Origin of the sequence: Vibrio sp. Scap24, from assembly GCF_013394185.1 — a bacterium.
In the GTDB taxonomy this organism is placed as follows: domain Bacteria; phylum Pseudomonadota; class Gammaproteobacteria; order Enterobacterales; family Vibrionaceae; genus Vibrio; species Vibrio pomeroyi.
Genome location: NZ_CP041332.1, coordinates 1,389,312 through 1,415,170, shown reverse-complemented (window position 1 = coordinate 1,415,170; position 25,859 = coordinate 1,389,312). Strand labels below are relative to the sequence as shown.

Sequence of the window (25,859 nt, the reverse complement as noted above, 5' to 3'; positions counted from 1 at the left end):
TAAATCAACAATTAAGCCGACATGTTCATTAGTAGATAACTTTGGTAGGCCACGAACGTCACGATTAACACGCCGCCTTCAATACGATTCACACTGCGTGATTTTCCTAGCGCCATCACAACAAGCAGTAGTGAGACACCTAGCATTACCCAGAAGTCACGACCCATTGCAAACTCGCTCAAGATTGAAGGATTCAAGATGCCCGGGATACCCATAACAGCAAGGATGTTAAATACGTTTGAACCGATGATATTACCCACGGCCATATCGTCTTCACCCTTCATTACACCAGCCAGTGATGCTGCAAGTTCAGGAAGGCTTGTACCAACGGCAATGATGGTTAAACCAATTACAAGGTCGCTCATGCCGAAGAATTTCGCGATGATCACGGCGTTATCTACCAGCATATCAGCAGCTAAAGGTAGGACGATTAGACCAATCACCACCCACATTGCGGCTTTAGGGTTACTTACGCCTTCTGGGATCTCTGATTCTTGTTCATCAAGGAAAGCATCGCCGTTCTTTTTCTCGCTGCGGCTGATTTGCAACATAGCAAACAAAAACGCGGCAAAAAGAACAAACAATAATACGCCTTCATAGAAGCCTAAGTGGTTATCCCACAATAGGGCGCCCGCTAGTAGAGTGACACCGATCATTAATGGTAGTTCACGACGAATCACGCCTGAGCTAATAGATAATGGCTTAATCAGTGCTGTAATACCTAAAATCAGTGCGATGTTGGCGATGTTTGAACCTAAAACGTTACCAACGGCTGTATCTGTTTTGCCATCAAGGGCTGCTGTTGCAGAAACCATCATTTCAGGAGCCGAAGACCCCATTGCTAAGATCGTCATACCGATAACTAGTGGTGAAATACCGAAGTTTCGAGCAAGAGCAGCGGCACCGTAAACCAGCTTATCTGCACTCCACACCAAAAAACCTAGACCGATAATAAGAAACGCAATCGCTTCAAGCATGATGATTCCTAAAAATTAATAAAAAACGGAGAATTAACCGCTAATTTTGACTTGTTGCTAGTTAAAAGGGAAGTCACTCGACAAATTAATTACCAGTTAGTAGTAAAGAAATAGAATCGAATGGATAATTTCTCAATGCTTTCAAATCCCTGCCATACTTTTCTGTTTAATATGAATTAATCGAACAGTGCTTTTAATTCTAAAGTAGACTCATTATTATTGCAGCCATAAATGGCGTTTTTTAAAGCAAGGAAACAACAAAAATATGTTGAACACTGAGCTTGTGAAAGTTAAGAACCTCAGCTTTTCACGCGGTGATCGCGTTATCTTTGATGATATAAGTTTAGAGGTACCTCAAGGTAAGATAACCGCAATCATGGGGCCGTCAGGGATCGGTAAAACGACCTTACTGCGTTTGATTGGTGGTCAATTGCCGCCAGATGAAGGCGAAGTCTGGTTTGATGGCGACAATATCCCTGCATTATCACGTCGAAAGCTGTATCAAGCACGAAAAAAAATGAGCATGCTTTTCCAGTCAGGTGCACTTTTTACGGATCTCAATGTCTTTGATAATGTGGCGTTTCCATTACGTGAACACACTGAACTGAATGAAAAATTCATTCGTACCATCGTATTACTTAAACTTGAGGCGGTAGGGTTACGAGGGGCGGCACAGTTAATGCCGAGTGAATTGTCTGGTGGTATGGCGAGAAGAGCAGCGTTGGCACGTGCGATTGCCTTGGATCCAGAACTCATCATGTACGACGAACCGTTTGTTGGCCAAGACCCTATCACCATGGGTGTTTTGGTTGAGCTTATTCGTAACCTCAATCAAGCGTTGGGCTTAACCTCGATTGTCGTTTCTCACGATGTTCCAGAAGTAATGAGTATTGCGGATTGGGTTTATCTCATGGCCGATAGCAAAATCATTGCAGCAGGAACGCCTGAAGAGTTGTACAACAACGACGATCCGAGAGTGCAGCAATTCTTGCAAGGTGAAGCTGATGGCCCTGTGCCGTTTAGATTCCCAGCGCAAAGTCTAGAAAAGGATTTGTTTTAATATGATTGCTAAAACTATTGCGGGTGTCGGTAGACGCACACTTGCGATTTGCGAGTCATTTGGTCGAGCAAGCCTGATGTTATTCGGGGCTTTGTTTAGCATCCCGCGACTAAAAAACTTCCCTTTGTTAGTAAAACAACTTTATAGCGTTGGCGTTCAGTCATTGGCTATTATTTTAGTTTCAGGTCTGTTCATTGGCATGGTACTCAGCCTGCAAGGTTATGTTGTGTTAATCGACTACGGTGCTGAGGGTAACCTTGGTCAAATGGTCGCGCTTTCATTGTTGCGTGAGCTTGGCCCTGTAGTGACAGCGCTGCTGTTTGCAGGTCGCGCAGGTTCGGCGTTAACGGCTGAGATTGGCTTAATGAAGGCAACGGAGCAGATCTCAAGTCTTGAGATGATGGCCGTTGACCCTCTAAAGCGCATTATTGCACCACGACTTTGGGCCGGGCTTATCTCAATGCCATTGCTTGCTATGATCTTTATGGCGGTAGGTATTTGGGGCGGCCAGTTAGTGGGTGTTGATTGGAAAGGCATTGACCATGGTAGTTTCTGGTCTGCGATGCAGTCTTCTGTTGAGCTAGGCCGAGATATTGGTAACAGCATGATCAAGTGTATGGTCTTTGCTATCACCGTCACTTGGATCGCACTTTTCAATGGTTATGATGCGGTACCAACCTCTGAAGGTATCAGTCAGGCAACCACACGCACAGTAGTGCACTCTTCTCTAGCGGTATTAGGGCTAGATTTTGTTCTTACCGCATTGATGTTTGGGAATTAATCATGCAACAAACTCGAAAATTAGAATTATGGGTCGGCACCTTTGTTATTGCCGGAATTTGCGCAATCTTAATCATGATCTTTCAAGTCGCTGACGTAAAAGGTATAGGTTCGAACCATACTTACAACCTAAATGCGACCTTTGACAACATTGGTAGCCTAAAGGTTCGTTCTCCTGTGAAAGTGGGCGGTGTGGTTGTTGGTCGAGTTCAAAGCATTGAGCTTGATACCGAGAGCTACCTGCCAGTGGTTCAATTGTCTATTGATTCGAAGTACTCACAATTTCCAGATACCTCTAGTGCTCAAATCTTAACGTCTGGCTTAATCGGTGAGCAGTACATCAGTTTGGTGCCGGGTTTCATTTTTGATGATGAAGAGATGTTGGTTGATGGTGACTCGATTGAAGACACTAAGTCGGCATTGGTACTAGAAGATTTGATTGGCCAAGTGCTGTATAGCGTTGGTGGTTCTGATGATAGCGAAGCTAAGGAGTAGGCACATGTTAAAGACGAATAACTTATTCAAGCTATGGTTTCTGACAGCCGTCGCTTTTCTGATGTCGGCTCAAGCTTTTGCTGCAGAAGCGATTGATCGTACTCAGCCGTACCAGATGATGACTCAAGTAGCAGAAGTTGCATTTGATCGTTTGAAGAGCGAACAAGACAACATCCACCAAGACCCAGAATTATTGAAGGTCATTGTGGAAGAAGAGTTGATGCCTTATGTGAATGCGCAATATGCAGCACTTAAGTTACTAGGGCCAAACCTGAAAGGCGCGGATAGAAAAGACGTGCGTGTATTTATTGACTCATTCCGTAAATACCTGGTTTCTTCTTACGCTCAGGTACTGACTCAATATACCGATCAGACAATTGAATTTGGTCCTGAACCAAAAATCAAAGCGGATAGCCGTATTACCAGTATCAAGGTAGACATCATCGATTCGCCGCGACCTAATATCAAGCTTGAGTTTAAGCTTCGTAAAGACAAGAAGTCGGGCGAGTGGAAGGCATTTGATATGGTTGCGGAAGGGATTAGCCTGTTATCGAGCAAGCAGTCAGAGTGGAATACTAAGATTCGTCAGGAAGGTATCTTACAAGTTGCCGACGAACTAGAGAAACTGGCCGCACAACCGATTCGTTTTGAGAGTAACAAATAATGAGCCATTCTCAATGGCAAGCACTAAGCTCTAAAGAGTATCAGCTGCTCGGTGATATTGACCGAGACAGTGTCCCTGCAATCTGGCGTATATTGGAAAAGTGGCAAACAACGGAATCGAGCGTTGAAATTGACCTTAGCCATATAAATCGAGTCGATTCAGCAGGAATGGTGATGCTAATTCACTTATTAGAGCATGCAAAAAATCAAAACTGTCATATAATGCTCAGTTTCGTGCCAGAACAATTACGAACGTTGTTCCAATTGAGCAATATCCAGCCAATGATGGCAGAACACATAAAAAATTAGGCAGGAGCTATTTGTGGACAGCACAAAAGTACAAGAATTATTAGCAGAGGCACTGAACCTTCAAGAGATTTTCGTGAAGGGTGAAGGCAGTCATTACGAAGTTGTTGCAGTTGATCCATGTTTTGACGGCATGAATCGAGTTAAGAAGCAGCAACTAATCTACGGCCCACTAATGGAATACATTCAACGCAATGACATCCATGCTCTTTCTATTAAGGCTTTCACGCCAGAAGAGTGGGAACGTGATAAGAAACTGATGTCACTTTAAGGTTTATGATGGAAAAGTTTCGAGTTATTGGATCGGACAAGCCGCTAAGCGGTGAAGTGACGATCTCAGGCGCAAAAAATGCAGCGCTACCTATCTTATTCGCTTCAATTCTTGCTGAAGAGCCAGTGGAAGTGAGTAATGTTCCTCACCTACGTGACATTGATACTACGATGGAACTACTAAAGCGTCTTGGCGCAAAAGTATCACGTAACGGTAGCGTTCATGTTGATGGCAGCGAAATTAATGAATTTTGTGCGCCTTACGATTTAGTAAAAACAATGCGTGCTTCTATCTGGGCTTTAGGTCCACTAGTGGCTCGTTTTGGTGAAGGCCAAGTGTCACTTCCTGGTGGTTGTGCGATTGGTGCTCGTCCCGTTGATCTGCATATCCATGGCCTAGAGCAGCTAGGTGCAACGATTACGTTGGAAGATGGTTATGTAAAAGCAAGTGTTGATGGCCGTCTGAAAGGCGCGCACATCGTGATGGATAAAGTAAGCGTTGGCGCTACGATTACTATCATGTGTGCAGCAACACTCGCGGAAGGTACAACAGTATTAGACAACTCTGCGCGTGAACCTGAGATTGTTGATACCGCGGACTTCCTAAACAAGCTGGGTGCTAAGATCTCTGGCGCAGGTACAGATACGATTACTATCGAAGGTGTTGAACGCCTTGGTGGTGGTCAACACTCTGTGGTTGCAGACCGTATTGAAACGGGTACGTTCCTTGTTGCTGCGGCAGTGTCTGGCGGTAAAGTCGTTTGTCGTAACACTAACGCTCATCTTCTTGAAGCTGCATTAGCGAAGCTTGAAGAAGCGGGTGCGAAGGTTGAAACGGGCGAAGACTGGATCAGCCTTGATATGACAGGTCGTGAGCTGAAAGCGGTGAAAATCGTAACAGCACCTCACCCTGGCTTCCCAACCGACATGCAAGCTCAGTTTACTCTGCTTAACATGATGGCGAAGGGCAGTGGTGTTATCACTGAGACTATCTTTGAAAACCGCTTCATGCACATTCCTGAATTACAGCGAATGGGTGCAAAAGCGGAAATTGAAGGCAACACGGCTATCTGTGGTGAAACGGAAAAGTTGAGCGGCGCTCAAGTAATGGCAACGGACCTTCGTGCATCTGCGAGCCTTGTTATTGCTGGCTGTATCGCTCAAGGTGAAACCATCGTTGACCGTATTTATCACATCGATCGTGGCTACGATAAGATTGAAGATAAACTGTCAGCCCTAGGCGCAAACATTACACGATTTCGTGAGTCTAGCTAACTTAGGTTAGTGAGTTCATGAGTCAGTAAAATGAAAACACAAAAGTCGGAACCTTGGTTTCGGCTTTTTTATAGTTGTATTTACCGCAAGTGAATCTATTGCCAGTGTTTGTGCGAATAGATGAATCCGCTTAGCGGTTGGTGAGGAACAAAATGATAGCAATATTACGTATTTTCGCAGTGGCGATATTTGCGATTCTTATGTTTGTATTTGGGTGTGGTTACTGTTTACTGAGCCCACGTAATCCGAAACACGTATTTACCTTCGGTCGTTATTTCGGTCGTATGTCGAAAATTTTCGGCATGAAGTTAGAACTTCGTATCCCAGAAGATGCTTATTCTCGTGGCCAACATGTGTATGTGGCGAACCACCAGAACAGCTGGGATCTATTCACGATTTCATCAGCGGTAACGCCTAAAGTTGTGACTGTTGGTAAGAAGAGCCTAGTGTGGATGCCGCTATTTGGTCAGCTTTACTGGCTGACGGGTAACATTCTTATTGACCGTGCTAACCGCAGCAAAGCAGTAGGTACTATTGATCAGGTAGTGACTAGCTTAAAAGAGAGCGATGTTTCAGTATGGATGTTCCCTGAAGGGACGCGTTCTCGTGGTCGTGGTTTGTTGCCATTCAAAACAGGTGCTTTCCACGCTGCAATTGGCGCTGGTTTACCGATCATCCCTATCGTATGTAGCTCTACAGGTGGAGTGAAACTAAACCGTTGGAACAATGGTCATGTGATTGTTGAGATGCTGCCACCTATCAGCACTGAAGGTTTTGATAAGTCTAACGTTCGTGAACTGGCTAACTTAGCTCGTGAGCAAATGGCGGCGAAACTTGAAGAATTAGATAAAGAAGTGGTTGAGCTTAACAAGAAGTAATTGAGCAAAACGACGAACAATAAAAAAGGGTTGCCAATTAGGCAACCTTTTTTGTATCTGATAAACACTCAGCTTTATGCTCAGACGTTCATTGTAGATTTAGATACTAAAGACTATTTACGAACTGCAATAGCTTCGATCTCGATACCTACATCTTTTGGCAGGCGAGCGACTTCAACACATGAACGAGCAGGGTAGTTTGCAACGCCGTGCTCATCGAAGAATTTGCCGTAAACTTCGTTTACTGTGCCGAAGTCGTTTAGGTCTTTAACGAATACCGTTAGTTTTACGATGTCTTTTACAGTCAGGCCTGAAGCTTCAACAACCGCTTGAACGTTATCTAGAGATTGGCGAGCTTGCACTGCGATATCCGCAGATACTTCACCAGTTGCTGGGTTTACTGGGATTTGACCAGAAGTCAGTACCATGTTGCCAAGGTCAACACCTTGTACGTATGGGCCGATTGCAGCTGGAGCAGATTCTGTGTGAAGTACTTTAGTCATTGGTTTATTCCATCAGTTATTAGATAAAAATCGTTTTTCAGTGTGCCTTCAAACTTAGGCTAGGTAAAGCGCAAAATACCCCGCACAGGCGAGGTATTTGATAGTTTTTGCGTTCAAACGGGTTGCCGTATGACGTTATCTTTCTGTCACGATTTCGCGAGAGAAAACTTTTTCGCAGTACTTACACTTCAATCGAATATCTTCTTTCTTTTCAAAGATCTTAAAGCTACTTTCAACAGGCTCGTTGTGTGTAATGCAGTTAGTGTTTGGGCACTCGAACACATCGTTGATTTGCTCTGGAAGTTCTAAGGCTAACTTCTTAACCACTTCGTAATCTTCGATTTGGTTCACTGTTGCGTGAGGTGCGTAAAGCGCCAGCTTGCTTGCCTGTTCTTCTGTGATAAACACATTCTCAATCTTGAGCAGGTCTTTTCCACCTAGTGCCGATGACGGCAGATTTAGGCCAATGGTCACACGCTGGTGAGAGTTGTGCATGTCGAACAGTTTTAGCACCTTGATCCCGATGTTCGCTGGGATGTGATCGATAACAGTACCGTTTCTGATTGCTTCAACTTTTAATTGAGTCTCTTTAGACATGATATCTCTCCTCTACAGCGTTTCGTTAAGAACAAGGGCTAGCAATGCTTCACGTGCGTAAACACCGTTCTCGGCTTGCTGGAAGTAGTAAGCGTAAGGTGTTTTATCGACATCGATAGTAATTTCGTCAACGCGAGGAAGAGGGTGCAGAACCTTCAAGTTATCGCGTGCGTTTTCTAGAAGTGCAGCCGTTAGAATGTACGCTGATTTGATGTGCGCGTATTCCGACTCATCAAAGCGCTCTTTTTGAACTCGTGTCATGTACAGAACATCCAGTTCAGGAATCACATCTTCCATGTCAGTTAGTAGTTGGTACTTGATGCCCGCTTCATCAAGCTCTTCACAAATGTAGTCAGGCATCGCCAACGCTTCTGGGGCTACAAAGTAGAAACAGATGTTGTCGAATTTCGCGAGTGCTTGAGTCAGAGAGTGAACCGTACGACCGTACTTCAGGTCACCAACGAATGCCACGTTTAGGTTATCTAGGCGGCCTTGTGTTTCTGCAATAGAGAACAAATCTAATAGCGTTTGCGTTGGGTGTTGGTTTGCACCGTCACCAGCATTAATAACCGGTACACCGTTAGAAAACTCAGAAGCTAGGCGTGCTGCACCTTCTTGAGGGTGGCGCATTACGTAAGCATCAACGTATGAAGAGATAACCTGCACTGAGTCTGCTAGCGTTTCACCTTTCTTCGCCAGTGAAGTGTTACCGCCACTGTCGAAACCAATCACATCACCACCGATGCGTTGAATCGCAGTTTCAAAAGAGAGACGAGTTCGTGTTGAAGGTTCGAAGAAGCAGCTGGCAACAACTTTGTTCTTGATGAGTTCTGGGTTTGGTTCAGCTTTAAGTTGACCTGCCGTTTGAACAATTAATTCTAGCTCTTCACGAGAAAGCTCTGGAATTGAGATGATGTGCTTTTGATAGAGCGAATTCGCCATGATCTTCTTCCCCACAATAATGTATTGGCTATAAAAAAGCCCCCCATAATGGGAGGCTTTAAAAAAGTGCTGAAAAGCAGAATAGACGGCCTGGCAAGCATGCTAGCTTGCGAGCAATATTAGGTGTTTTCACAATATCATTATGTTTTATCACAACATTGCTTGGCGTCATTTTCACTACTCTCAGACAAATTGCCGAGAATTATACGCTTTCAATTTGTGAGCGCAAGCGATTACATCAAGCTTTTGTTTACTTTCATTATTGTCTATTGACCAAGAGTCGCGACCATAACCGCCTTGATGGTGTGCATACGATTTTCAGCTTCATCAAATACAATCGAGTAGTCAGATTCAAACACTTCGTCAGTCACTTCCAAGCCGTTCATTCCATACTTGTCTGCGACTTGCTGACCAATCACGGTTTCATTGTTATGGAAAGCGGGTAGGCAGTGCATGAACTTCACTTGAGGATTGCCAGTTAGCTTAATGACATCCATATTCACTTGGTATGGTTTCATTACTGCTACACGTTCGTCCCAAGCTTCAGGGGCTTCACCCATTGAAACCCAAACGTCGGTGTATAGGAAATCACAACCTCTCACGCCTTCAGCAACGTCTTCGGTTAGCGTGATTTTTGCACCAGTGTTTTGTGCAATGGCTTGGCACTCTTCGACAAGTTGTTCTTCTGGCCAAAAGGCTTTTGGCGCGACAAGGCGAATATCCATGCCCATTTTCGCAGCACCGACTAACAGTGAGTTACCCATGTTGTTACGCGCATCGCCTAGGTAAGCAAAGCTGATCTGGTGTAGGTGTTTACCACGACCATGTTCGATCATTGTGAGGAAGTCAGCCAAAATCTGAGTCGGATGGAATTCGTCGGTTAGGCCGTTCCAAACTGGTACACCAGCGTATGCGCCAAGATCTTCGACAATGCTTTGGCCAAAGCCACGGTATTCAATGCCGTCGTACATACGACCTAATACACGAGCCGTATCTTTCATTGATTCTTTCTGGCCAATCTGAGAACCAGAAGGGCCTAAATAAGAGACTTGAGCACCTTGATCAAAGGCAGCTACCTCAAAAGCACATCGAGTTCGTGTTGATGCTTTTTCAAAGATCAAAGCGATGTTTTTACCGTTAAGCTTTTTCTGCTCTGTACCTGCATACTTAGCTTTTTTTAGGTCAGCAGACAGATCGAGTAAAAACTGAATCTCTTTAGGAGTAAAGTCGAGAAGTTTTAGAAAGTTACGATTGCGAAGATTAAAGGCCATCTCTCGCTCCTTGTGTATATAGAATCAATGAAGAACTCAGTTAAACATAAAAATGCTATATTTGTGAATATTTATTTTATTTATTTGATAAAAAAGGCCAGTACGATGGTACTGGCCTAGATAAGTTATTGTGCTTGCTCTATTGAACTATCAGCTTAGATGCCGTCTCTTTCGATAGGACAACTCATACAACGAGCGCCACCACGACCACGCCCTAACTCGTTACCTGGAATTGTCAGAACTTCGATGCCCGCTTTGTCGTACTTCTCGTTGGTGTAAACATTGCGTTCATAGCCGATTACAGTACCCGGTTTCACTGTCAGTACGTTGTTAGCGTCATTCCACTGTTCACGTTCAGCTTCATAGTTGTCACCGCCAGTCGTGATGATCTTCAGCTGATCAAGGCCTAGAGCCCCTTCAATTGCAGACAGGTAGTTTTCCGCTTTCTCTACGCGCATCTCACCATTTTCTTTTGGTGTTAGGCGCCAAGTGTCTAGATCTTTGCGAACAATCTCAGGGTAGACAGAGAAAGTGTCGATATCCATGTGTGTCATCACCGTATCAAGGTGCATACAAGAGCGGTGTTTTGGTAAATCGATAGCAATCACTTCGGTTGCTTGACCCGAACGGAACAGGCTCGCCGCTAGGTTTTCAACACCTTGAGGCTTCGTACGCTCAGAGATACCAACCAGTACCGCGCCTTTACCGATAACCAGTACGTCACCGCCTTCAATATTGGCGTTGTCGTAGTGCAGATCTTCATCACCGAAGTACTTGATGAAGTCTTGCCCAGCAAACACAGGGTGCCAGCGGTAGATAGCACGTAAGTGGTTTGTTTCGCGTTGACGAGCTGGTTTCATCATTGGGTTCAGCGATACACCGCCATAAACCCAGCACGAGGTATCACGCGTAAATAGGTGGTTCGGCAGTGGTTCGATAACGAAATCAAGTGGGCGATGCATCTTAGGTAGCATCGACGATGATTTGATAGGGAGTTCAGAATAAGCCAAGCCACCGAGTAAGATCGTTGCTAGATGCTCATTATCCATTTGAGCAAGATAGCTTCTTAAGTCACGGGCAAAAGTCGGCCCATAACGGAAATCTGAGATTTGAGTATTCAGCAGCCACTCGCGAGCCTGAGGTACGGCAAGCGTTTCGACAAGCAAGTCGTGTAGCAGTAGTACTTCTACGTCTTGACTACGCAGTGTCTCTGCAAAAGCATCATGTTCTTCACCAGCAGCTTCAACGGCAAGTACATCATCAAATAGAAGATCATGACAGTTTGAAGGGGTGAGGTGGGTGAGTGCTCTTTCTGGTCTATTTAGGAGAACTCGTCTTAATTGACCGACTTCGGAGCCAACGTACAGCTTACTCATTTTGCATCCTTACTATTAATCCAGCGTCTATTTATGACAAGCTTGGCCGTAATATGCAAGTTTTGGAGGTTGCGTAAATACAAAGTATTTTTTGAATTTACGGTATTAAAAACCGGGTTGATTTGGTTTTTTGGGCTTAAATACTAATTGAGCATGTATCTCATGGAACAACTGTTTTGAAGATCTATGCTCGATTTAGTGTGTGCGAGAAATCTATTTTGCTTATTATTCGTGACTTTTTATTCACTATTATTCACTTTTTGATAGCAAGCTGGGATTTTATGCACCTTGAAACGGGTTGAACGTATGCATCTGTGGTGACTAAGCACGCAATTTCTATTCAAATACGCTTGAAGCGACAATAAAGATGAAATGCTAAAACAGACGTCAGTTAATAAAATGTTGAAAATTTGTTTCTGTGATTTTGATTTCACTTTTGAATTGATCTTGTCCCCGCTATCTAGCGATAAACTTACCTTTCTAAGCCTGATCTGGGTGGCTTTTCTGGACGATCCGTGCCATATTTCGTGGCAATCAAATTTGATCTTTTCATAGTCAACACTCTGGAGCAGACACATGTCTCACGAAGATGAATATCTATCAGTAGCGGAATTAATTGAATTTCAAAAGGAAGAGACTCGCGACATCATTGCAGCACTAATTGAAGATGGTAGCGATCCTGAAGCTCTATACGATATCGAGCATCACCTATTTGCTGAAGATTTCGAAGTGCTTGAGAAAGCAGTTGTTGAAGCATTCAAAATGGGCTTTGAAGTGCTTGAAGCTGAAGAGACAGAAGACGAAGATGGCAACAAGCTACTTTGCTGTGATGCAACCATGCAGTCAGCTCTAGATGCTGAAGCGATCGATGCGCAAGTTGAGAAGCTTGTGAACCTTGCAGAGAAATTCGACATTATCTACGACGGTTGGGGCACTTACTACGAAGGTGAAGATGCTATCTACCCTGACGAAGATGATGAAGGCGAAGAGTAATTTCTTCCCAGTTTGAAAGAATGCCAGCCTAGAGCTGGCATTTTTTTATCCTCAGAAAAATAAATGTCTTTAAATGCATTCATTCATTATAATGCGGTCAAAATTGATCTGGCTCAAGGAATGATATGCGGTTACTTCTCGATGGTCTTTGGCAAATTTCGCCATTGACGGATCTCTCTATCCCACAAGATGATATTACCTTTCCCGCTCCATTAAGCTCAAAGCTCCCTGATAGCTTAAGTGAAGATGAAATCGCAGAGCAAGAGTGGCACCTGATGCATGACATCGAAGTTGATGATGCTATGTTGGCGTGCCCATTTGTTGAGTTAGTTGTAGCGGGTGTCGATTACTTTGCTGAAGTGCGACTTAACGGTGTGGCCGTGTTTGATTGCGATGGTAGCCAAGCTGAATATCGCAAAGACATCCGCCCTTATATGCAGTCTGGTCGAAACCGTTTTGAGATCCTGTTTTTGGAAGAAGAGGAGAGCCTATTGCTTGAAGAAGATATGGATGAGTCTATCTCTTTACAAGCTATCGCTAAATCTGATTCACGCATCGGGATTTGGCAAGCACCTTATCTGCAGTTCGTTCGAAACGTCAAACTAGAACAAGTTGTCACCGAGCAGATCTGGCACCACGGTGGTGGCTGTGAGTTTAAAGTGGATGTGATTTATCAGACGCTAAAAGCAGGTTTGGTATCCGCATCAATTAAGTTCAACGGCATGACTCTTGTAATGCCGATAGATGTGCGAGCTGAGCATACTGGCGTTGTGTTTCAGGTGGAGGCTCCTATGGTATTTAACCTTGAGAAGCCTAACCCTAAGCACTTATACCAGTTAGAAGTGGAACTCGATGGGCAAAAAGAGAGTTCTTTCGTTGCCTTAAATCCAGCGTCTTGTGTGAGTAACTTTTTACGTTGAAAGCTAGCAACTAGCATCTGATACTTATAACGTTTTGGCCATGACAACTTCACAAGCATCATGGCCTGTTTCTCCCCAAGCTGAATCAAGGTGTTCAAACTCCAGTTTTTCATAGAGTTTTACTGCAGCACCCAAGCATTCTGTTGTTTCCAAGTACATGTGCTGGTAGCCAAGCTGCTTAGCCAGTTTTAGGCTTTGAGCAACGATGCGCTTTGCCAAACCTTGCCCTCGGGTTTGTGGTAGGAAATACATTTTCTGTAGCTCACACACATCTGGTCGTCCTGCTAATGGTGCAAAACCACCGCCACCGACCACTGCACCTTGATGTTCGATCACCCAGTACATTGCGTTCTCTTTGTTATAGACAGAGTACATGTCATCAAGGGTAGGATCGGCCACGCCATAACCTTTATCTTCGGTTAGCCCATGTTCCGCTGAAACTTTACGAATCACCTCGGCTAACTGCGGGTTATCTGATTGAGTGAGTGGGCGAAGTATGAACTCGTCAGCTTGGCAGACATTCGCTAACCCTTTTAAGTAAGTTTCCAATCCAACTTTCAGCTGTTCTTGCTCATCCTCATTGAGAGTCAGCAGCATGTCTTCGAAAAAGGTGTTTTGTTGCACGTCTAATTGACTCAACATGTTTTGCCCAAGAGACGTCAGTGTCACCAATTGGCTGCGTTTGTCTTTTGGATTTTCGATAGTCTCTACCAACTCAAGTTTGCTGAGGCCAGCCACCGTTCGACTGGCATTAGATTTATCGACATTGAGCTGTTGTGCTAATTGATTGATGGTTAAAGGCTGGAGTTGGATCTCTCCTAATGCATGAGCTTGGACAGGAGTGAGTGTGACCTCACCACATTGTTTATCAAGCATACCCAGTAAGCGCACGGCTTGGCGGGAGTATTGTCTTAGTTTTCGAGCATCCATAATTTTCACCTTTAAATAAAGTTGCGCACCGCAATTAATTTAATTGTGGTGCGCAACTTTGTCAATGGTAAATTCTCTTAATTAAGCATGTTGGTGCAAACAGAACTGAGGTTGGGCTGTTTGTCTTTCTGCTTTTCGTAGCCACACTTTCTCATGGAAGTAGTAAGCAACTGTATTTAAAGTTGGCTCAAGCAAAGCCATCACGCCGCCGATGAAGGCATCGCCAGTCAACAAGTAGACTACGGTAAAGGCAACACTAAAGTGAATGGTCGCAAAGCTTGCTGTTTTTAGTTTTGTCATCCATTGACGAGCCTTAAGCGCTGGAACTTGAGCCCACGCCTTTTCATGAAAATAGAAGGCGACCGTATTCACAGAAGGCTCAATCATAGCGATTAAGCTACCAATTAAGATGTCGCCTGTTAGTACGTAAGCGACACTAAATGCGATAGTAAAATGTAATGCAGCAAAGGTTAGTGTCTTTTTCATGATAATTACTCAGTCGTTGTGTTGTTTCGATAGAACTATTATTGAGAATTATTATCATTAAATCTAATGGGCAGTTAAGATTGTTTTGATAGGCAAAAGCTATCAATTAACTAGAGTGAGTTTGACTAGACTGGAGCTTGGAGCATAAAAAAAGGCTGACCATAAAGGCCAACCTTTTTATCTAGAGCGAGAGGGTAGAAACCTCCTCGTTCATTCAGTTTTAAAGAGCAGCGATGGTCGCTTTTTGCTCTTCAAGCTTAACAAGAGTCTCTTGGTAACCTTCTAGCTTCTCACGCTCTTTCGCGATAACCGCTTCTGGTGCTTTAGCAACGAAACCTTCGTTACCTAGCTTACCTTCGATACGCTTAATCTCACCGTGAGTTTTAGCTACTTCTTTATCTAGACGAGCAAGCTCTGCATCTTTGTCGATAAGACCCGCCATTGGGATCATCAGCTCAGATTTGCCAACCAGTTTAGTTGCGCAAGCCGGAGTCTCTTCGCCGTCTGCTAGAACTTTAATGTCGTCTAGTTTAGCTAGAGAGTTAAGAACGATCTTGTTCGCTTCGATACGAGCAGCGTCTTTCTCATCAGCGACTTTGATCATTACTTCTAAGCCTTGGCTTGGTGCAATGTCGTATTCCGCACGTAGGTTACGGATAGCTGTGATGAAAGTCTTAACCCATTCGATGTCTTCTACGATCTCAGCATTGAAGTTATCTTCGTTAAACTGAGGAAGCGCTTGAGTCATGATTGTCTCGCCTTCAACGCCGTCTACTAGCGGCTTAACGCTCTGCCAGATAGATTCAGTGATGTAAGGAAGAACAGGGTGAGCAAGACGTAGAGTCTTCTCTAGAACCGTGATAAGCGTGTAACGAGTCGCTTGTTGCTGAGCTTCAGTACCTTTCCAAAGAACAGGTTTCGTTAGCTCTAGGTACCAGTCACAGAATTGGTTCCAGATGAATTCGTAAAGCGTGTTTGCTGCCATGTCTAGACGGTAGTTGTCTAGGTGAGCATTAAACTCTTTCGCTGCAACTTCAAACTGAGATTCAATCCACTTATCCGCTAGAGAGAATTCCATATTTGCACGGTCTTCAACAGACAGTGACATGCCACAATCGTACTCTTCTGTGTTCATCAGTACGTAACGGCTTGCGTTCCATAGCTTGTTACAGAAGTTACGGTAACCTTCAAGACGCTTCATGTCCCAGTTGATGTCACGGCCAGTTGAAGCCATAGCAGCAAGAGTGAAACGCAGTGCGTCAGTACCGTATGGTTCGATACCGTTTTCGAAAGTTTTACGTGTTGCTTTTTCGATCTTAGCAGCCAGTTTAGGTTGCATCATGTTGCCACAACGCTTCTCTACTAGCTCTTCAAGGCCGATGCCGTCAATCATGTCGATTGGGTCAAGTACGTTACCTTTCGACTTAGACATCTTGTCGCCGTTTTCATCACGGATAAGACCCGTCATGTAAACCGTTTTGAAAGGTACTTGAGCCTTGCCATCTTCGTCTTTCACGAAGTGCATGGTCATCATGATCATACGAGCAACCCAGAAGAAGATAATATCAAAACCAGATACTAGTACTTCAGATGGGTGGAATGTTTTCAGTGCTTCAGTATCTTCAGGCCAGCCTTGCGTGCCGAATGTCCAAAGTGCAGAAGAGAACCAAGTGTCTAGTACGTCGTCGTCTTGCTTAAGTACAACAACAGGCGCTAGGTTGTTCTTTTCACGAACTTCTTCTTCAGTGCGACCTACGTAAACTTTACCATCGTTGTCGTACCATGCCGGGATGCGGTGGCCCCACCAAAGTTGACGAGAGATACACCAGTCTTGCACGTCACGCATCCACGCGAAGTACATGTTTTCGTACTGCTTAGGCACGAACTGGATTTGACCATCTTCAACGGCTTTAACTGCAGGCTCAGCAAGAGGTGCTGTACGTACGTACCATTGGTCAGTCAGCATTGGTTCGATAACTACGCCACCACGGTCGCCGTAAGGTACGGTTAGGTCGTGATCTTTGATTTCTTCAAGAAGACCAAGTTCTTCGAATTCAGCAACAATAGCTTTACGAGCAGCAAAGCGCTCCATGCCTTGGTACTTAGCAGGGATGTCTGTTGAGTAAACATCGCTTTCTTCGCCGTTGGTTGTGAATACTTCAGCAGTATCACGGATATCAGCGTTGAACGTTAGGATGTTGATCATTGGTAGATTGTTGCGTTTACCAACTTCGTAATCGTTAAAGTCGTGAGCTGGTGTGATCTTCACACAACCAGTACCTTTTTCCATGTCAGCGTGCTCATCGCCTACGATAGGGATAAGACGGTTCACAACAGGAAGCAGGATTTCTTTACCGATAAGATCTTTGTAACGTGGATCTTCTGGGTTTACGGCTACGCCAGTATCACCAAGCATGGTTTCTGGACGAGTAGTAGCAACAACAATGTAGTCTTTGCCATCCGCCGTTTTAACACCGTTCGCTAGAGGGTAGCGGAAGTGCCACATGAAGCCTTTTTTGTCTTTGTTTTCAACTTCAAGATCAGAAATCGCAGTGTGCAGTTTAGGATCCCAGTTTACTAGACGCTTACCACGGTAGATTAGGTCTTCTTCGTATAGACGAACAAACACTTCTTGAGTTGCAGCCGATAGGCCGTCATCCATAGTGAATCGCTCGCGATCCCAGTCTACAGATGCACCAAGACGACGAAGTTGTTGAGTGATCGTGCCACCTGATTCGCCTTTCCATTCCCAGATCTTGTCGATGAAAGCTTCACGGCCGTAGTCGTGTTTTGTTTTGCCTTCTTCAGCAGCAATCTTACGCTCAACAACCATTTGAGTTGCGATACCAGCGTGGTCAGTACCCACTTGCCAAAGCGTGTTTTTGCCTTTCATACGTTGAGCACGGATAAGCGTATCCATGATCGTATCTTGGAACGCGTGACCCATGTGTAGGCTGCCAGTGACGTTCGGTGGCGGGATCATGATGCTGTAAGCTTCTTTTGATGTGTCACCGTGTGGCTTAAAGTAGCCTTTCTCTTCCCAAGTCTGATACAGAGCTTGTTCGATTGATGTTGGGTTGTATGTCTTTTCCATAGTGCTCTTAAACGGATACTGTGAATGGTTAATCGTGGTCAAACTTCATAAGTGAAGCTTCTTGAATCTAAATCCAAAGATAGCTTTAACTATGAGGTTTGACTATGGATGTTGAATCTCGATAGTTTGTAGCTGATATCCAGCCTGACGGTAAATTTTATACCTTTCTCGAGCGAGTTGCTTAGCTTTTTCTTCGCAAGGAACGAAGTCTATCACCTGAGCAAAGGCGTTCGCAAAGGTTGTATGATTATCGGCCAGATTAATTACCAGCTGACGATTCCAATTGTGTTTTACACCTTGGTAGCCGATTTCAATGTTGGTTGAATATTTCGGGCCTTCGCCAACTAAGTTGTGCGCAATAAATTCACTGGGTTCAACTTGCCAGAAAATCTCTGCGATACGCTCGGCATGTTCTTTGTCGTTACAGTTGAGGTAAAGTTTAGCGCCTTGTTTCGCAAAGTGCTGAGCAAGAAACAGCACATAGTGAGCAAAACCTTCTTCACTGGCTTGCGGGCTGTCTGATGACACTATGTAAAACGTAGCTGTCTGCATACTCAATACTCGAACTGGAAATCGTGGCTATTCATCTTACTGGGTCAATCGACTCTAACAAATAGCGCTTATTAAAAAGGGCCCGTAGGCCCTTTTCATTATTTTGAAGATTGCTCTTCAGTCTCATGGCCGCTGCGGTTCAATAAGAATTGGACTAGCATTGAGACAGGACGACCTGTCGAGCCTTTCGCTGCACCAGATTTCCAAGCTGTACCTGCGATATCCAGGTGAGCCCAGTGGTACTTCTTAGTGAATTTAGACAGGAAGCAACCAGCAGTGATAGTACCGCCAGGGCGGCCGCCGATGTTCGCCATGTCTGCGAATGGGCTGTTTAGCTGTTCATGGTACTCGTCTGCCATTGGTAGACGCCATGCGCGGTCACTTGCTTGCTCAGAAGCATTCACAAGTTCGTGAGACAGTGGGTTGTGGTTTGATAGAACGCCACTGATGTGGTGACCTAGAGCAATAACACACGCGCCAGTTAGCGTTGCAACGTCAACCACGCAATCTGGTTCGAAACGCTCAACGTAAGTTAGCGCATCACAAAGAACCAAGCGACCTTCAGCATCAGTGTTTAGAACTTCAACTGTTTGGCCTGACATCGTCGTTAGGATGTCACCTGGGCGGTAAGCATTGCTACCAGGCATGTTTTCACAACCCGCTAGAATACCAACAACGTTGATTGGCAAGTTAAGTTTCGCCAATGCTTTCATTGTACCGAATACAGATGCCGCACCACACATGTCGTACTTCATCTCATCCATGCCTTCACCAGGCTTAAGTGAGATACCGCCTGAATCGAACGTAAGGCCTTTACCAACAAGTACAATAGGTTTTGCATCTGAATCAGGTGCGCCTTTGTACTCCATGATAGACATCATAGATTCGTTCTTAGAGCCACGACCTACCGCTAGGTAAGAAGTCATGCCCAGTTTTTCCATCTCTTCTTCACCGATGATCTTAGTCGTTACAGTTTCGAAGTCGTCAGCTAGGCGACGAGCTTGAGAGGCAAGGTATGCTGGGTTAGCAATGTTTGGTGGCATGTTGCCAAGGTCTTTAGACGCTTTCACACCAGAAGCAATAGCAAGACCGTGAGAAATCGCTTTTTCACCAAGGCTTAGCTCGCGACGTGTTGGTACGTTGAATACCAATTTACGTAGTGGGCGACGAGTCTCTGGCTTGTTGCTCTTGAATTGGTCGAATGTGTAAAGACCATCTTTAGTCGCTTCTACCGCTTGGCGAACTTTCCAGTAAGTGTCGCGGCCTTTAACGTGAAGTTCTGTAAGGAAACATACTGCTTCCATAGAACCTGTTTCGTTTAGTGTGCTGATGGTTTTTTGAATAATTTCTTTGTATTGACGCTCGCCTAGCTCACGTTCTTTACCACAGCCTACCAGTAGAACACGTTCTGAAAGTACACCAGGTACTTGATGCAGTAGTAGCATCTGGCCAGGTTTACCCTCTAGATCACCGCGACGAAGCAGTGAACTAATGTAGCCATCGCTAATCTTATCTAATTGCTCGGCTACTGGAGAAAGGCGGCGCGGTTCGAATACACCGACAACGATACATGCGCTGCGCTGTTTCTCTGGGCTGCCACTTTTTACACTGAACTCCATGCGTACTCCTACATCCTGAAGACAAATCGAACTAAATGTTAGATAATGGGTTCTTACTTGTTGGATCCTATAATGGAACTAACCTTAAAGAAGAACGCTAACACTTAGCTAAAAATTTAAAAAAATAAAAGGTTCAACGGGAAATTATAGTGATTCAATCAAAAAAACAAGTTTTGTATAGGTAATTTGAGCGTGATTATTGTTAGATATTTGATCCGCGAGACAATCAAGAGCCAATTTGCGATCTTTTTTGTTCTCTTTCTCGTGTTTCTCAGCCAAAAATTCATCAGTGTTTTAGCGGACGCCTCTGATGGTGATATCCCTGCGAGTCTCATATTATCGATTGTTGGTCTAAATATGCCAGCAATGGGTTTGTTGATGCTGCCACTCAGTATCTATATTGGTATTTTGCTCACTTTTGGCCGCCTTTACGCTGAAAGTGAAATTGTAGTGATGAACGCTACGGGTATCGGTAATAAATTCCTGATCCAATCTGCGCTTTACTTAGCTTTGATTACTGCATCGGTTGCAGCCTTTAACTCATTTTGGTTATCTCCTTGGTCGCAAGACAAAGTTGAGCAAATGTATGAAGAAGTTGCCGCAGAGAACAGTGTCGATTTGCTACCTAAGGGTAAGTTTGAAGGTACGCCGGATGGCTCGTCAGTGGTATTCATCGATGATATCGACGGCAATAAGTTAGAAAATGTGTTCGTTGCTCAAATGCGACCACGTGATTCTGTACTTCCGAGCGTGATGTTCTCTAAGTCAGGGGATGTGAAAGAGCTCAGTGATGGTCGCCAAGTCATCGTTATGTACGATGGTACGCGTCATGAAGGTGTACCTACACGTCTTGATTATATGGTGACGCACTTTGAAGAATACGAAGGCCTGATTGGTCAGCGTGAAGTGGAGAAGAAAGGACGAGATTGGGAAGCGATCTCAACCCTTGAACTGATTGGTAATCCAAATAATAGTGCGAAAGCGGAATTACAGTGGCGTATTTCATTGGTACTTTGTATTCCATTGTTGACCATGCTTGTTGTGCCACTGTCTGCGGTAAACCCTCGACAAGGGCGTTTTGCAAAGATTGGCCCAGCGATTCTCATTTACCTGACTTACTTCTTGGCAATCAGTGCGACTAAATCTTCTATCGAAGAGGGTAGTATCCCGGCGGTAATCGGCATGTGGCCTATCAATGCGTTATTGTTATTTGTCGCGATTGGTGCAAACTTTATGGATAGCGTGCCAGTAAGGCGTTTGAAAGAAAAATTCAAGAATAAGAGGTTGGCTTAAGCCGTGTTTAAGATTCTCGATTTATATATAGGCAGAACCATCATCGCAACGACGTCACTGGTTTTGGTGACGTTTGTTGGTCTTTCTGGGATCATCAAGTATGTAGAGCAGCTGAGAAAGGTTGGTCGTGGTACATACGATCTACTGCAAGCTCTGTATTTCGTTTTACTGAGTATTCCTCGTGATATTGAAATGTTCTTCCCAATGGCGGCACTGCTTGGTGCATTGATTGGTTTGGGGATGTTGGCTGCGAGCTCTGAGTTGGTCGTTATGCAGGCGGCAGGTTTCTCTAAGTTAGATATTGGCCTATCGGTACTCAAAACCGCTATTCCACTCATGATCGTCGTGACTCTTCTTGGTCAATGGGGCGCCCCTCAAGCACAGAAGATGGCTCGTGACTTAAGAACCATATCGATCGCTGGTGGTAATATTATCTCGACTCAAAGCGGTGTCTGGGCTCGTGACGCTAATGACTTCATCTTTATCGTTAAAATAGATGATGAGAAGCTTTACGGTATGAACATGTGGCGCTTTGATGAGAACAAAGCACTTAAAACGGCTATCTACTCTGAAGAAGTGGATTACGTCGGAGACAATGTTTGGACGATGAACGATGTGGAAATTACGTCGTTCGAAAATGAAATTCAGATTACTAAAGAAAGCCTGCCTACTTACCGATGGGAGACATCGTTAGCTCCGGATAAGCTTGCGATAGTAACGGTTAAACCAGAAGAGTTGTCTTTGAGTGGGTTGTATGATTATGTGTCTTATCTGAAGGCGTCAGAGCAAGATGCATCACGCTATGAACTGGCATTGTGGAGAAAGATAACTCAACCTATATCGATAGCAGTAATGATGTTGATGGCACTGTCGTTTATCTTTGGTCCCCTGCGAAGTGTGACCATGGGTGCTAGGATTTTGTCTGGTGTTATCGCTGGCTTTACCTTCTATATATCCAGTGAGTTCTTTGGCCCAGTGAGTTTGGTTTATCAAATACCACCGGCCTTTGGTGCGATAGCCCCGAGCGTGGTGTTCCTCGGAATAGCCATCATGCTCTTGAGGCGAAAACTCTAGATAGAAAAAAGGAAGGCATAGCGCCTTCCTTTTTTGATCTTGTTTGGATTTCGAATAATGGCGTTATCGAGCCTTCGGTAACACGACGACTTCCGTTTTCGCCCAGATATCGTGGAAGCCACGTTTTTGAGGATCGAATGGAACACATAGGTTTGCTAATCCAAAACCTGAAGTGCCTAAGCGGATAAGTGCCTGAGTGATTGTAATCGCAGAGCCATCTTTGTTTTGAACTCGTAGTTTCCAAGCTCGCATCCCCAGTGTTTGGCCTGCTCTTGTCCAAAAGAAAACAAAGAAGTACACCCAAACCACTACCAGGTAAAAAGTGTATGCAGGGCTCCAAATAGGGTGGTTCGTTAAGAAGTCACTAACATCGGCATATCCACTATGATTAAAAACGCCAAGAGCCATGAGTGCGTGTAGCAGAGCAACAATGACGCCAGCCGCCATCATCTCAATAGCGATTACGATAAGAGCGTCATAGAACAAGGCACCAAATCGGCGCATTACCCCAGCTGGTGGCAGAGTGTTTGTTGATGTCATGGTGTTATTACTTCTTTAAAAATTGAGGCGTCAGAATATAGTTTAAGGCTTGGCCTGAAAAGAGACATGACGCACAGCTTATGACTTAGTGGCGAAATTATCGGCAAACACACATGAATTCAAGTTTTTATACTTGCCACATCAGTTCGCATACGTATAATGCCAAACATCGAAAGGGCAATGCCCCAAGATAATGCCGGTATGGTGAAATTGGTATACACGACGGATTCAAAATCCGTTGCCTTCGGGCGTGGCGGTTCAAGTCCGCCTACCGGTACCATATATAGAAAGGTCGCTTTTATAGCGGCCTTTCGTCGTTTTGGGCGTTTGTGAATTTGAAACCCAGCGTGTCGGCTTGGATGCAAGCCCAGTCAAGTCGCCTACCGGTACCATATTTTAAGATAGAGCCTCGACTCAAGTCGGGGCTTTGTTGTATCTGGAGTATAGAGAACAGTGCCTTCGTGGTTACGAGATCAGTACTTGTCTAATCAGTCAGATCTTGTTGTTTCATTCCTCAATCTCGCAGTTTCCCTTCGTAATTTCATTTCCTAATAAATTAATCATCTTAAATCATACTGTTACCTTTCATTCCTTCTTCTATTGTCTATGTTTAAATAAATAACAGAGGAGAGAGATATGCTGACAGTAACCCCTTACTTGTTTTTTGATGGTCGTTGTAGTGAAGCGTTGGATTTTTATCATAAGTGTTTTGGCGGTGTGGTTTTATCGAAGCAACTCTTTAGTGATGCACCACAGGTAATAGAGGGAGCTCAACCTGATTGGGTTATGCATGCTGAGTTCGAAGCATTTGGTATGAAGCTCATGATGTCTGATGGTGTAAAGGCAAAAGAATTAGAAGGGAACAACCTTGCGCTCTCTCTTGTTACTGAAGATACCGCAACTCAAGAGCAAATCTTTGAAAAGCTAAAGCAAGATGGTCGCGTAATGACGCCGTTAGCGGATACTTTTTGGGGCGCTCGGTTTGGTAAGGTCGAAGATAAGTTTGGGATACGCTGGATGGTGCATTGCGATTCTTTAAATTGAACCTGTGAAATTGGATGGTGAAATTGCTGCTTGGTTTTATTAGAATTATAAATAGGAATTATTAATCAATATTATATATAAAAATGGGCAGCATAAAGATTACCGTAGATCGCATTCAGCCCGGTCTGCATATACGACTCCCCGTAAAATGGAATGAACACCCATTTTTATTTAACAGCTTTAAAATCAAAGATGACGCCCAAGTAAAGGTAATTCGACATCTTGGGATTAAGCACGTCTATATAAACTTGAATCAAAGCGATACATCCCCTCTACCTGCTAACCATGTGATTGAGCAAGAAGCCGATACTGATTTACAAGTAAGCCTAGAAGCAGAAAGAATGTGGAAAGATAAGCATGAACGTATCGAAACTCTAAGCTCTTATCGTCGCAGAGTGAGTCATTGCGAGAAAGAGTTCGAACGTTCACTGGCTCGTATGCGTTCTGTAATGACCAAGATCCGTAATCGACCTTTAGATGCCGTAGGGGAGGTTAAAGCTCTGGTTGATGACATTGTCGAAACATTAGTAAGCGATGATAACGTCACCTTGCACCTTATGAATGCTAAAGCTGATTTTGAAGACATCTATTTTCATACACTGAATGTTTCTGTTGTCGCACTGATGATAGGTAAAGCGAAAGGTTTCAATACGCAGCAATTAAAAGATCTTTCCTTCGCAGCGTTGTTCCACGATGTAGGCAAAATCAAAATACCAGTCGCTATATTAAGAAAGCAGAGTGCCCTTACGGTACCAGAAGAGAATTACTTAAAGCTTCATACAAAATATGGTGCAGATATTGTCTCAACAATTGATGACTTTCCTGAAAGGGCCAAAAAGGTGATTGCTCAACATCATGAGATGAATGATGGTTCTGGTTACCCTGAAGGCTTAAAAGAAGATGAGATAGATGAATTTGCCAAGATAGTGGCAGTGGCTAATGCATTTGATAACCTTTGCCATGGCAAAACACAATCTCAACAAATGATCCCGTATCTGGCATTGTCTCACTTATATAAGAGTTGCAAGCATCTATATAGTCAGGACAACTTGAGTTTACTGGTCAAGTTTATGGGAGTGTACCCACCGGGAACGGTTGTTCAGCTTTCAAATGATTCGATTGGGATTGTGATATCCGTTAATGCTAAGCATATGCTTTATCCGAATGTTCTTATCTATGATCCGAGCGTACCAAGAACCCAAGCTCCGATTATTGACCTCTTTATTAAAGAGATAAAAATCGTCAATGCCGTTCATCCAAGTAAATTACCGGAACAAGTGAGAGAGTATCTAAACCCAAGAGCTCGTTTATCTTACTTTTTTGATAACGGAGAGTAGTTATCCACAAGGTGTTGTGAGTAGTTTGTTCGAAACTTGGGGTGAAAATGGTATAAATAAGCCCTTGGTTGAAATGTCTTCGCTTAACCTCTTTTTTCAATAAAAAACGCATTTAATGCTTGCCAATAAGAGCGGCATCTCTATAATGCCGCCTCACTGACACGGCAGACGCCACAAGGCTTCAGCGCAGAATGTTAGTGAAGGCAACTAGCTTTGAGTGATTACTCGCTCCTACTATTAGAAAGTAGAAATTAATTCCAAATAAGTGTTTGACACTGAGGATTAAGTCGCTAGAATGGCCGCCTCTTCCGAAGTGATGTAAGTCACATCGAAGAGAAGCTCTTTAACAATTTAAACCTATCAATCTGTGTGGGCACTCGTTGATGAATATCAAAACGTTATTACTTAGGTAATAGTAGTTACTTCGGTAACAACATTGATTTCAATGAACTGAGTGACCAATACAAATAATTACTTTCTATATAGAGAGGGGTTATTTGGCACAGTCAATTCATTACCATTCTGTTGGAATGGTAATAACTTTAGAATTACATAGTAGTTTTGAAGTCAGTATTCGTTGAGTC

General features: G+C 44.0%; 26 protein-coding genes and 1 tRNA gene. 15 read left to right on the top strand and 12 right to left on the bottom strand.

The features are described 5' to 3' along the window. Positions 1-11 precede the first annotated feature (11 nt). Positions 12-977, bottom strand: a complete 966-nt coding sequence (locus tag FLM53_RS06015) for a calcium/sodium antiporter (protein ID WP_017063737.1) — start codon at positions 975-977, stop codon at positions 12-14. Positions 978-1,242: 265 nt separating this feature from the next. On the opposite strand from FLM53_RS06015, the gene mlaF reads away from it, so the two are divergent. The 8 genes from mlaF (at position 1,243) to FLM53_RS05975 (ending at position 6,704) form a co-directional block, all read left to right on the top strand. Beyond that, positions 1,243-2,037 carry a phospholipid ABC transporter ATP-binding protein MlaF gene (mlaF, locus tag FLM53_RS06010; protein WP_123306381.1) on the top strand — a complete coding sequence of 265 codons (795 nt, stop codon included), beginning with the start codon at positions 1,243-1,245 and terminating at the stop codon, positions 2,035-2,037. A gap of 1 nt (position 2,038) precedes the next feature. Beyond that, the gene (mlaE, locus tag FLM53_RS06005; protein ID WP_176680481.1) at positions 2,039-2,818 is read left to right on the top strand and encodes a lipid asymmetry maintenance ABC transporter permease subunit MlaE; all 780 of its coding nucleotides are present in this window, start codon (positions 2,039-2,041) and stop codon (positions 2,816-2,818) included. A 2-nt stretch (positions 2,819-2,820) separates the two neighbouring features. Then, positions 2,821-3,312 (top strand): outer membrane lipid asymmetry maintenance protein MlaD, encoded by a 492-nt coding sequence (gene mlaD / locus FLM53_RS06000; RefSeq protein WP_176680480.1) that lies wholly within the window; start codon positions 2,821-2,823, stop codon positions 3,310-3,312. 61 nt (positions 3,313-3,373) lie between these two features. Then, positions 3,374-3,976 carry a phospholipid-binding protein MlaC gene (locus FLM53_RS05995; RefSeq protein ID WP_176680928.1) on the top strand — a complete coding sequence of 201 codons (603 nt, stop codon included), beginning with the start codon at positions 3,374-3,376 and terminating at the stop codon, positions 3,974-3,976. Then, the gene (locus tag FLM53_RS05990; protein WP_004735315.1) at positions 3,976-4,284 is read left to right on the top strand and encodes a lipid asymmetry maintenance protein MlaB; all 309 of its coding nucleotides are present in this window, start codon (positions 3,976-3,978) and stop codon (positions 4,282-4,284) included. Before FLM53_RS05995 ends, FLM53_RS05990 begins: the two co-directional genes overlap by 1 nt. A gap of 13 nt (positions 4,285-4,297) precedes the next feature. After that, on the top strand, positions 4,298-4,552 hold the full coding sequence (gene ibaG, locus FLM53_RS05985; protein ID WP_017058924.1) for a BolA family iron metabolism protein IbaG: 255 nt from the start codon (positions 4,298-4,300) through the stop codon (positions 4,550-4,552). An 8-nt stretch (positions 4,553-4,560) separates the two neighbouring features. Further along, positions 4,561-5,826 carry a UDP-N-acetylglucosamine 1-carboxyvinyltransferase gene (gene murA, locus FLM53_RS05980; RefSeq protein WP_086715546.1) on the top strand — a complete coding sequence of 422 codons (1,266 nt, stop codon included), beginning with the start codon at positions 4,561-4,563 and terminating at the stop codon, positions 5,824-5,826. Positions 5,827-5,978: 152 nt separating this feature from the next. Continuing rightward, positions 5,979-6,704: a 1-acylglycerol-3-phosphate O-acyltransferase gene (locus FLM53_RS05975; RefSeq protein ID WP_050652139.1), complete on the top strand. Its 726-nt coding sequence runs from the start codon at positions 5,979-5,981 to the stop codon at positions 6,702-6,704. A gap of 113 nt (positions 6,705-6,817) precedes the next feature. Here the strand turns inward: FLM53_RS05975 and FLM53_RS05970 are convergent, their stop codons facing one another. The 5 genes from FLM53_RS05970 to arcA form a co-directional block, all read right to left on the bottom strand. After that, on the bottom strand, positions 6,818-7,207 hold the full coding sequence (locus FLM53_RS05970; RefSeq protein ID WP_009847729.1) for a RidA family protein: 390 nt from the start codon (positions 7,205-7,207) through the stop codon (positions 6,818-6,820). 135 nt (positions 7,208-7,342) lie between these two features. Beyond that, complete coding sequence (gene pyrI, locus FLM53_RS05965) at positions 7,343-7,804, bottom strand: aspartate carbamoyltransferase regulatory subunit (protein WP_017632290.1); 462 nt, start codon at positions 7,802-7,804, stop codon at positions 7,343-7,345. A gap of 12 nt (positions 7,805-7,816) precedes the next feature. Continuing rightward, positions 7,817-8,746 (bottom strand): aspartate carbamoyltransferase, encoded by a 930-nt coding sequence (gene pyrB / locus FLM53_RS05960; RefSeq protein WP_132764310.1) that lies wholly within the window; start codon positions 8,744-8,746, stop codon positions 7,817-7,819. Between the two features lie 266 nt (positions 8,747-9,012). Next, positions 9,013-10,017: an ornithine carbamoyltransferase gene (locus FLM53_RS05955; protein WP_176680479.1), complete on the bottom strand. Its 1,005-nt coding sequence runs from the start codon at positions 10,015-10,017 to the stop codon at positions 9,013-9,015. Between the two features lie 155 nt (positions 10,018-10,172). Next, positions 10,173-11,393 (bottom strand): arginine deiminase, encoded by a 1,221-nt coding sequence (gene arcA, locus FLM53_RS05950; RefSeq protein ID WP_017632293.1) that lies wholly within the window; start codon positions 11,391-11,393, stop codon positions 10,173-10,175. A gap of 576 nt (positions 11,394-11,969) precedes the next feature. Between arcA and rraB the strand changes: the two genes are divergently transcribed. Both rraB and FLM53_RS05940 read left to right on the top strand, forming a co-directional pair. Beyond that, positions 11,970-12,386, top strand: coding sequence for a ribonuclease E inhibitor RraB (gene rraB, locus FLM53_RS05945; protein ID WP_017633027.1), 417 nt, complete (start codon positions 11,970-11,972; stop codon positions 12,384-12,386). A gap of 125 nt (positions 12,387-12,511) precedes the next feature. Further along, the gene (locus FLM53_RS05940; RefSeq protein ID WP_176680478.1) at positions 12,512-13,306 is read left to right on the top strand and encodes a hypothetical protein; all 795 of its coding nucleotides are present in this window, start codon (positions 12,512-12,514) and stop codon (positions 13,304-13,306) included. 24 nt (positions 13,307-13,330) lie between these two features. On the opposite strand, the gene FLM53_RS05935 is transcribed toward FLM53_RS05940, so the two are convergent. From FLM53_RS05935 to pepA, 5 genes are all read right to left on the bottom strand, one after another. Then, complete coding sequence (locus FLM53_RS05935; RefSeq protein ID WP_176680477.1) at positions 13,331-14,236, bottom strand: GNAT family N-acetyltransferase; 906 nt, start codon at positions 14,234-14,236, stop codon at positions 13,331-13,333. Positions 14,237-14,317: 81 nt separating this feature from the next. Continuing rightward, positions 14,318-14,722 (bottom strand): DUF2061 domain-containing protein, encoded by a 405-nt coding sequence (locus FLM53_RS05930; RefSeq protein ID WP_086715536.1) that lies wholly within the window; start codon positions 14,720-14,722, stop codon positions 14,318-14,320. A 220-nt stretch (positions 14,723-14,942) separates the two neighbouring features. After that, entirely contained in the window at positions 14,943-17,816 is a 2,874-nt protein-coding gene (locus FLM53_RS05925) for a valine--tRNA ligase (protein WP_176680476.1), read from the bottom strand. A gap of 102 nt (positions 17,817-17,918) precedes the next feature. After that, the gene (locus FLM53_RS05920; protein ID WP_017055302.1) at positions 17,919-18,368 is read right to left on the bottom strand and encodes a DNA polymerase III subunit chi; all 450 of its coding nucleotides are present in this window, start codon (positions 18,366-18,368) and stop codon (positions 17,919-17,921) included. A 98-nt stretch (positions 18,369-18,466) separates the two neighbouring features. Then, the gene (pepA, locus tag FLM53_RS05915) at positions 18,467-19,987 is read right to left on the bottom strand and encodes a leucyl aminopeptidase (RefSeq protein ID WP_017633033.1); all 1,521 of its coding nucleotides are present in this window, start codon (positions 19,985-19,987) and stop codon (positions 18,467-18,469) included. Positions 19,988-20,179: 192 nt separating this feature from the next. Here pepA and lptF point away from each other — a divergent pair, with 192 nt between their 5' ends. Together lptF and lptG are read left to right on the top strand one after the other, a co-directional pair. Continuing rightward, positions 20,180-21,280 (top strand): LPS export ABC transporter permease LptF, encoded by a 1,101-nt coding sequence (lptF, locus tag FLM53_RS05910; protein ID WP_017633034.1) that lies wholly within the window; start codon positions 20,180-20,182, stop codon positions 21,278-21,280. 3 nt (positions 21,281-21,283) lie between these two features. Next, a complete protein-coding gene (lptG, locus tag FLM53_RS05905) occupies positions 21,284-22,354 on the top strand; it encodes an LPS export ABC transporter permease LptG (RefSeq protein WP_017633035.1) in 1,071 nt (356 codons plus the stop codon). A gap of 63 nt (positions 22,355-22,417) precedes the next feature. Here the strand turns inward: lptG and FLM53_RS05900 are convergent, their stop codons facing one another. Then, positions 22,418-22,894 carry an RDD family protein gene (locus tag FLM53_RS05900; protein WP_176680475.1) on the bottom strand — a complete coding sequence of 159 codons (477 nt, stop codon included), beginning with the start codon at positions 22,892-22,894 and terminating at the stop codon, positions 22,418-22,420. A 195-nt stretch (positions 22,895-23,089) separates the two neighbouring features. On the opposite strand from FLM53_RS05900, the gene FLM53_RS05895 reads away from it, so the two are divergent. The 3 genes from FLM53_RS05895 to FLM53_RS05885 all read left to right on the top strand — a co-directional run bounded on the left by FLM53_RS05895 (position 23,090) and on the right by FLM53_RS05885 (position 25,275). Continuing rightward, positions 23,090-23,174, top strand: a tRNA-Leu gene (locus tag FLM53_RS05895). A 356-nt stretch (positions 23,175-23,530) separates the two neighbouring features. Then, positions 23,531-23,938: a VOC family protein gene (locus FLM53_RS05890; RefSeq protein WP_176680474.1), complete on the top strand. Its 408-nt coding sequence runs from the start codon at positions 23,531-23,533 to the stop codon at positions 23,936-23,938. Positions 23,939-24,021: 83 nt separating this feature from the next. Then, complete coding sequence (locus FLM53_RS05885; protein ID WP_176680473.1) at positions 24,022-25,275, top strand: HD-GYP domain-containing protein; 1,254 nt, start codon at positions 24,022-24,024, stop codon at positions 25,273-25,275. Positions 25,276-25,859: the final 584 nt, after the last annotated feature.

Bases quoted from the DNA above. Each gene is read 5' to 3' on its own strand.
- arcA (WP_017632293.1), bottom strand. From the start codon at position 11,393: ATGAGTAAGCTGTACGTTGGCTCCGAAGTCGGTCAATTAAGACGAGTT.
- mlaD (WP_176680480.1), top strand. From the start codon at position 2,821: ATGCAACAAACTCGAAAATTAGAATTATGGGTCGGCACCTTTGTTATT.
- pyrB (WP_132764310.1), bottom strand. From the start codon at position 8,746: ATGGCGAATTCGCTCTATCAAAAGCACATCATCTCAATTCCAGAGCTT.
- FLM53_RS05920 (WP_017055302.1), bottom strand. From the start codon at position 18,368: ATGCAGACAGCTACGTTTTACATAGTGTCATCAGACAGCCCGCAAGCC.
- pepA (WP_017633033.1), bottom strand. From the start codon at position 19,987: ATGGAGTTCAGTGTAAAAAGTGGCAGCCCAGAGAAACAGCGCAGCGCA.
- mlaE (WP_176680481.1), top strand. From the start codon at position 2,039: ATGATTGCTAAAACTATTGCGGGTGTCGGTAGACGCACACTTGCGATT.
- FLM53_RS05990 (WP_004735315.1), top strand. From the start codon at position 3,976: ATGAGCCATTCTCAATGGCAAGCACTAAGCTCTAAAGAGTATCAGCTG.
- pyrI (WP_017632290.1), bottom strand. From the start codon at position 7,804: ATGTCTAAAGAGACTCAATTAAAAGTTGAAGCAATCAGAAACGGTACT.
- FLM53_RS05890 (WP_176680474.1), top strand. From the start codon at position 23,531: ATGCTGACAGTAACCCCTTACTTGTTTTTTGATGGTCGTTGTAGTGAA.
- FLM53_RS05955 (WP_176680479.1), bottom strand. From the start codon at position 10,017: ATGGCCTTTAATCTTCGCAATCGTAACTTTCTAAAACTTCTCGACTTT.
- FLM53_RS05935 (WP_176680477.1), bottom strand. From the start codon at position 14,236: ATGGATGCTCGAAAACTAAGACAATACTCCCGCCAAGCCGTGCGCTTA.
- FLM53_RS06015 (WP_017063737.1), bottom strand. From the start codon at position 977: ATGCTTGAAGCGATTGCGTTTCTTATTATCGGTCTAGGTTTTTTGGTG.
- FLM53_RS05975 (WP_050652139.1), top strand. From the start codon at position 5,979: ATGATAGCAATATTACGTATTTTCGCAGTGGCGATATTTGCGATTCTT.
- FLM53_RS05925 (WP_176680476.1), bottom strand. From the start codon at position 17,816: ATGGAAAAGACATACAACCCAACATCAATCGAACAAGCTCTGTATCAG.
- FLM53_RS05995 (WP_176680928.1), top strand. From the start codon at position 3,374: ATGTCGGCTCAAGCTTTTGCTGCAGAAGCGATTGATCGTACTCAGCCG.
- FLM53_RS05900 (WP_176680475.1), bottom strand. From the start codon at position 22,894: ATGACATCAACAAACACTCTGCCACCAGCTGGGGTAATGCGCCGATTT.
- rraB (WP_017633027.1), top strand. From the start codon at position 11,970: ATGTCTCACGAAGATGAATATCTATCAGTAGCGGAATTAATTGAATTT.
- FLM53_RS05930 (WP_086715536.1), bottom strand. From the start codon at position 14,722: ATGAAAAAGACACTAACCTTTGCTGCATTACATTTTACTATCGCATTT.
- FLM53_RS05885 (WP_176680473.1), top strand. From the start codon at position 24,022: ATGGGCAGCATAAAGATTACCGTAGATCGCATTCAGCCCGGTCTGCAT.
- FLM53_RS05940 (WP_176680478.1), top strand. From the start codon at position 12,512: ATGCGGTTACTTCTCGATGGTCTTTGGCAAATTTCGCCATTGACGGAT.
- murA (WP_086715546.1), top strand. From the start codon at position 4,561: ATGGAAAAGTTTCGAGTTATTGGATCGGACAAGCCGCTAAGCGGTGAA.
- mlaF (WP_123306381.1), top strand. From the start codon at position 1,243: ATGTTGAACACTGAGCTTGTGAAAGTTAAGAACCTCAGCTTTTCACGC.
- FLM53_RS05970 (WP_009847729.1), bottom strand. From the start codon at position 7,207: ATGACTAAAGTACTTCACACAGAATCTGCTCCAGCTGCAATCGGCCCA.